Genomic DNA, 5,477 nt, shown 5'->3' on the forward strand with positions numbered 1-5,477 from the left:
TTATCGAGCATTTTGGCAACGCAGATGCCGTGCCGCAGCCGCCGGAGCGGTGCTTGAGCCGTTAGGCGGGAATTGTGCGGTATTGCCTAAAAACAACAGGCACAACCTTACGCGCCGCAATGCGGCAAAAGGCTGTGCCTGTTATTTTATGCGTGGTTACAGGTCGTCCTGGTCCTGGGTCGGCATTTCGTCCGCCTGGTCGGGAACGCCGGTCCAGCTGCCAAGCGGGTCGTTGTGGCTGGCAAGGTTTTCGTCGTCAATGGTCTGCCGGTCCTGGTGGGCATCGGCAGGGGTATAAGGTTCCTGGGCGCTGCGAAGCACCGGGTTGGCAATGCCGGGCTCCGGCAAAAAGTCGCTGTTCCGCGTCAGGTCGGTCCAAAATTCGGGGTCTTCACTTTCCGCGCCGCGTGGGCCGTAAGGGCGATGAAGCATGGGCAAACACTCCTTTGTTTTGCGTTGGGTTTAAGCTGCGTTCCGGCGGCCTAAACTGTAATTACAGTATGCGGCAAAGGAGTGTGTTTTATGCGGATACGGTTATTTTTCAGCGCGTTGGCGCTTACCCTGCTGCTGTTGCTGCCCATGGTTGGGCTGGTGGAGTATTTTGCTATGCAGCGCCAGATGCAGGAGCGCGTGCGCCGCGCCAATGCGGCGGGCACGGCAGTGCAGGTAGACCCGGCGTCCCGCTATATGGGCAGCCTGTTGTTGGCGGTGCAGAAAGAGGAACCCGAATTTATCCTGCTGCGCATGGATGCCCCTGCCGCCACGCTGACTCTGTGCGGTTTGCCCGGCAACATGCAGCTTGCCGCCCCCAGCGGCACCACAACGCTGTCCGCAGCTTATCTGGCGGCTGGCCCGGCACGGGCAGCTCAGCTGCTGGGGGATACCCTTGGTACCGCCCCGCAACACTACCTTGCGGCCACGCCCAGCTGCTATGCCAGCTTTTGGGAGCAGGGCACCACCGTGCGGCTGGATATGGCCGCGTTGCAGGAGAATACAGACCCCCACCAGAACTTTGTGGCAGAAATCGAGGCTGCCACTGCCGAAACCGCTCTGCGTGATTTGGGGGCAGAGCAGACTGAGGCCGGAGCAGCCCGGCTGTTGGCAGCTTACACCGCGGCCTTATTCCGCCAAAACCCCCAGCAGCTTGCCGCCCTGCCAGGCCAGGCACGGCAGGCCAGTGCCCGCATTTTAACGGATTTGCAGGCGCAGGACTGGAACACGCTGGAAAGTGTATTCAACTATTTCAGCACCGTCCCCGCGCTGGTAGTGGAAACCGCCCTGCCCAGCTTCACCAGCCGCCCCGAAGGGGAGCTTGCCCTGACGGAAAACGGGCAGCAGACGGTGCAGGAGGTGCTGAGGATGGGGGCAGGGGAATAACGCCGCAAATTGCCCGGTAGGGCGGGGTCACCTGACACCGCCGTAGCTTGGCTGTATTGCCCGTGCAAAATTTATGATGTGCGAATAAATTATTTGTAGGGGTCGGCGTCCCCGGACGGGCCTACATTGTATCGTGCCTATTAAATGATGGAGTGTGACATTTGCCGCCACGCCCGGCCCAACGCGGCCGCCGCGGCGGGAATGTCCTCCGCCTGCAGGCCGGAATAGCCCGCCACCACAGTATCGGGGCGGCAATGAGCGGCATCCTGCATATAATATTCGCTCAAGCCTTTCAGCCGCACCCCTTGTTTGGCCGCGGCCTGCACCATGGCCTGTTCGCCGCCCGCGCCCGGTAATGTGAGCAAAAAATGCAGACCGGAGTGTGCCCCCGCCAGCGTTAAATCCGGGTCCAGCCCGGCGTGCAGGGCGGCGGCAAAGGCTTCCATCCGGCGCTTGTAGGTCAGGCGCATCCGGGCAATATGGCGGGCAAAATAACCGTTGGCCATGAACTCACACAGTGTTTGCTGCTCATATCGGCTGACGGTGTTGGCGTACATGGAAAAATCGCTCTGGTAGCGTTCCAGTAGCCCCTGCGGCAGCACCATGCAGGCAATGCGCATGCCGGGGGCAAGGCTTTTGGAAAAGGTGGTCAGGTACACCACCGGCCCGTTGGCGCCGGACATGCCCTGTAAGCTGGGCAGTGGGCGGGTGGCAAAGCGGAACTCTGAGTCATAGTCATCTTCTAGGATAAAGCGCCCCGGTTTGGCGGCGGCCCAGGCTAACAGCTGCGCGCGCCGGGGGGCCGGCATGGTAACGCCGGTGGGAAAGTGGTGACTGGGGGTAACATAGCACAGGTTGGCTCCGCTTTGCTCCAGCGCGCGGATCGGCAGACCGCTTTCGTCAATTTCCACCGGTACGCAGGGGATGCCGTTGTTTTCCAGTACGGCGCGGGTGCGGCTGTAGCCGGGGTTTTCCACCGCGGCGGTGCTGCCCGCAAACAGGTGTGCCAGGCAGCCCAGCAGGTACTCCACCCCGGCCCCGACCACGACCTGATCCGCTGTGCAGTCCACGCCGCGGTATTCGCCAAGGTAGGCGGCAATCTGGGCGCGCAGGTTTTCATCCCCCTGCATATCACCCCGCTGCAGCAGCTCCGGCCGCTGGTACATCAGTTCCTTTTGGATGCGCCCCCAGCTGCGGGCAGGAAAGAGGGAAGTATCTATACTGCCGGTTGACAAATCGTATAAAATATCGTCTTGATTGCTGACTGTATTTTTTGGCGTGGCTTTTGGGGCGGGAACCACGCTGTGCTGCGGGCGGGTGTGCAGCATGCCGCCGGTTTCCTGAACAAAAAAGCCGCTGCGGGGCCGGGTGACGGCCAGCCCTTCCGCCGCAAGCATCTGGTAGGCAGTATCCACCGTGTTGGTGCTGATGCCAAGCTGGGCCGCCATGGTGCGCCGCCCCGGCAAAGCCTTGCCCGGCTGCAAGGCACCGGAGCGGATATCCTGCGCAAGTGCGTTATAGAGCTGCTCATACAGCGGCATTTTTTTTTCAGGATGCAGTTCAATCATGGCGGTTCCCCCTTACGTTTTATAATCTGGCATCATAAAAAATAAATTTACTGGCCATTTATATCATGCCAGATAAGATTATAATAGAGCATATCCCAAGCGGTTTCCTTTGTCAAGTAAATAGACTACAAAGGAACGGGGAAAATAGCAAAATGAGGGGAAGTATCATCCATGTCTACTGCTGTTATGTGGCTCCTGCTGTTCGTTGTTGTGGCGCTCGGTATCCTGATCGCTGCACTCAGCAAAACCAAATTCACCACCCAAAAAATTGCAACCATCGGTATTATGGCTGCGCTCAGCTTTGTTGCGTATGAGTTTTTCCGCATTCCCAACGTGCTGGGCACCGGTTCTTCTTTCCACCTGGGCAACACCTTTACCGCACTGACCGCCCTGATGCTGGACGGCGTTTCCGGTGGCCTGGCTGGTGCCATCGGCCTTGCTTTGGCCGATATCATGGCCGGTGATCCGGGCTATGCCATCACCACCTTTATCCTTAAATTCATCATCGGCATTGTCTGCGGCGTGTTTGCTCACAAGGTGTTCAAGCTGCAGGATCTCAGCGCAGCGGACGGCGTTAAGTATTACGTTGCCGTTATCGGCTCTGCATTCAGTGGCCTGCTGGTCAATGTGTTCACCGACCCGTTCCTGGGCTACTTCCGTAACCGCTATATCTTTGGTCAAGAGGCTGACCTGGCTTCCACCGTGGCCAAGATCACCAGCGGCGTTACCCTGATCAACTCTCTGCTGTCCACCGTGTGCGCTGTGGTGCTGTTTCTGGCGCTGGTGCCCGCTCTGCGCAAAGCAAACCTGCTGCCCGCAGCCGATAAACCAGAATAAGCGCAGCCATGGAAAATAAGCGATAAAATATATTACCTGAATGGCACCTGCCGCAAATGGCAGGTGCCATTTTTGTGCAAAATATGAAAAAAACGGAAACCACTGGTGCTGAAGCGCAAAATGGTGTAAAATAGAACCTATGTATTGAGGTCAGAAAATACAAGGGCATTACACCCCTGATAGATGCCAGGCAACCCTGCCAGGAACGGAAAGGAAATATCATGGCAAAACAAACGACCCGTGCCGGGATGGATGTAAAAGAAAAAATGTATCTGGTGTTGGTGCTGTGCTTTGCAGCGGTGCTCATCACCGTGGGGGCAGCGTTCTTTATTGTGCGCGGCTTGGGCAGCACCACACGGCAGAATGATAACACAGCGGATTCCGCCGCCACCCAGGAACCCCTTGTGGCGGACAGCAGCTATGATAAAAACCAGAATACGATCGATACCAACAAGTACAGCTCTACCATTCTGGAAGAAAGCGCCGATGCGGGCCAGAGCTATGTGGACGAAACACTCTTCGTTGGCGATTCCAACACCGCCCGTATGTACCGCATTTTCAATTATTGCAGTTATGATAATGCCATTGGCTCGGTGGGTATGTCCGGCAAATCCCTGGCAACGTATGCCTGCGTGCAGTTCCAGGGCTACAGCGGCTACAAGACGATGCCGGAAGCGGTTGCCCTGATGCAGCCCCGCCGCGTGATTCTGACCTTTGGCACCAACGATTTAAGCTCCAGCTACAGCGCTTCCAGCTTTGCCAGCGATTACGCCAAGGGCATCAAGGCTGTGCAGGATGCTTACCCCAGTGTGGATATCATCGTGAACGCTATTCCGCCGCTGGGCCAGCAGCATTCCAACCAGAACCTGACCCAGACCCAGGTAGATGAATACAACAAAGCCCTGGTGCAGATGTGCCAGGATAACGGCTGGAAGTTCCTGAACAGCGCCGAGGTGCTGAAGGACAGCTCCACTGGCTATGCCAAAAGCGGCTATGTGCTGAGCAGTGATGGTATCCACCTGACCGAGCAGGCCATGGATGCGCTGTTTACTTACATCCGCACCCACAGTTACATTACCGAGGATACCCGCCCGGCCCTGACCGCCGTGCCTACCCATACGGGGGATAAGGATGTTTCGGTTGCGAGCAACATTGTGTCCAGCACCACCGCTACCATAGCGCCCGAAACCACTGAAGCTCCCGATGAAGATGCCAGCGACAGCAGTTCTTCCAATGGACCCGACTGGGCAGACGGTACCAGCGGCAGCTATGCCACCGCGACCCCGGACCCGGAATACACCTATTGGAGTGAGATCATCGCCCCCACCTGCACGGAGCAGGGCTACACCTACTACCACTGCAATGAGGATTCCAGCAAGGATTATAAGAGCGAGTATGTGAATGCCCTGGGGCATGACTTCCAGAACGGCTACTGCACCCGCTGCGGTGTACAGGACCCCAATGCTGCAACGCAGGAACCGACCCAGGAACCCACCGCAACGGAAGCTCCGGCCCCTGATGCGCCCGCAGATTCCGGCACCAGCGGATCGGGAGATACCCCCGACTGGGCATCCGAAAACAGCGATAGCACCCCCGAAGCATAATGCCGAAAAAACGAAGGCAATACCGCATAATTCTAAGTGCCGATACGGCGAGCGAGGTGCGGCAGATGCCAAGCCAAAAGCGCAGATAATA

At 57.8% G+C, this 5,477-nt stretch carries 5 protein-coding genes; 3 read left to right on the forward strand and 2 right to left on the reverse strand.

The window, feature by feature from the left end:
• Positions 1-156: 156 nt before the first annotated feature.
• Positions 157-432 carry a hypothetical protein gene (locus C4885_RS15235; protein ID WP_114001153.1) on the reverse strand — a complete coding sequence of 92 codons (276 nt, stop codon included), beginning with the start codon at positions 430-432 and terminating at the stop codon, positions 157-159.
• A 90-nt stretch (positions 433-522) separates the two neighbouring features.
• Between C4885_RS15235 and C4885_RS15240 the strand changes: the two genes are divergently transcribed.
• The gene (locus tag C4885_RS15240) at positions 523-1,377 is read left to right on the forward strand and encodes a hypothetical protein (protein ID WP_114001154.1); all 855 of its coding nucleotides are present in this window, start codon (positions 523-525) and stop codon (positions 1,375-1,377) included.
• Positions 1,378-1,517: 140 nt separating this feature from the next.
• Here the strand turns inward: C4885_RS15240 and C4885_RS15245 are convergent, their stop codons facing one another.
• Positions 1,518-2,945, reverse strand: a complete 1,428-nt coding sequence (locus C4885_RS15245) for a PLP-dependent aminotransferase family protein (protein WP_114001155.1) — start codon at positions 2,943-2,945, stop codon at positions 1,518-1,520.
• Positions 2,946-3,116: 171 nt separating this feature from the next.
• On the opposite strand from C4885_RS15245, the gene C4885_RS15250 reads away from it, so the two are divergent.
• Together C4885_RS15250 and C4885_RS15255 are read left to right on the forward strand one after the other, a co-directional pair.
• Complete coding sequence (locus C4885_RS15250) at positions 3,117-3,782, forward strand: ECF transporter S component (protein ID WP_242979619.1); 666 nt, start codon at positions 3,117-3,119, stop codon at positions 3,780-3,782.
• Positions 3,783-4,003: 221 nt separating this feature from the next.
• Positions 4,004-5,386 carry an SGNH/GDSL hydrolase family protein gene (locus tag C4885_RS15255; protein ID WP_114001156.1) on the forward strand — a complete coding sequence of 461 codons (1,383 nt, stop codon included), beginning with the start codon at positions 4,004-4,006 and terminating at the stop codon, positions 5,384-5,386.
• Positions 5,387-5,477 lie beyond the last annotated feature (91 nt).

The sequence above is a fragment of the Subdoligranulum sp. APC924/74 genome (genome assembly GCF_003324125.1).
Taxonomy (GTDB): Bacteria; Bacillota; Clostridia; order Oscillospirales; family Ruminococcaceae; genus Gemmiger; species Gemmiger qucibialis.

Excerpts from the sequence above, each read along its gene's own strand:
- C4885_RS15235 (WP_114001153.1), bottom strand. The coding sequence starts at position 432 with ATGCTTCATCGCCCTTACGGCCCACGCGGCGCGGAAAGTGAAGACCCC.
- C4885_RS15240 (WP_114001154.1), top strand. The coding sequence starts at position 523 with ATGCGGATACGGTTATTTTTCAGCGCGTTGGCGCTTACCCTGCTGCTG.
- C4885_RS15245 (WP_114001155.1), bottom strand. The coding sequence starts at position 2,945 with ATGATTGAACTGCATCCTGAAAAAAAAATGCCGCTGTATGAGCAGCTC.
- C4885_RS15250 (WP_242979619.1), top strand. The coding sequence starts at position 3,117 with ATGTCTACTGCTGTTATGTGGCTCCTGCTGTTCGTTGTTGTGGCGCTC.
- C4885_RS15255 (WP_114001156.1), top strand. The coding sequence starts at position 4,004 with ATGGCAAAACAAACGACCCGTGCCGGGATGGATGTAAAAGAAAAAATG.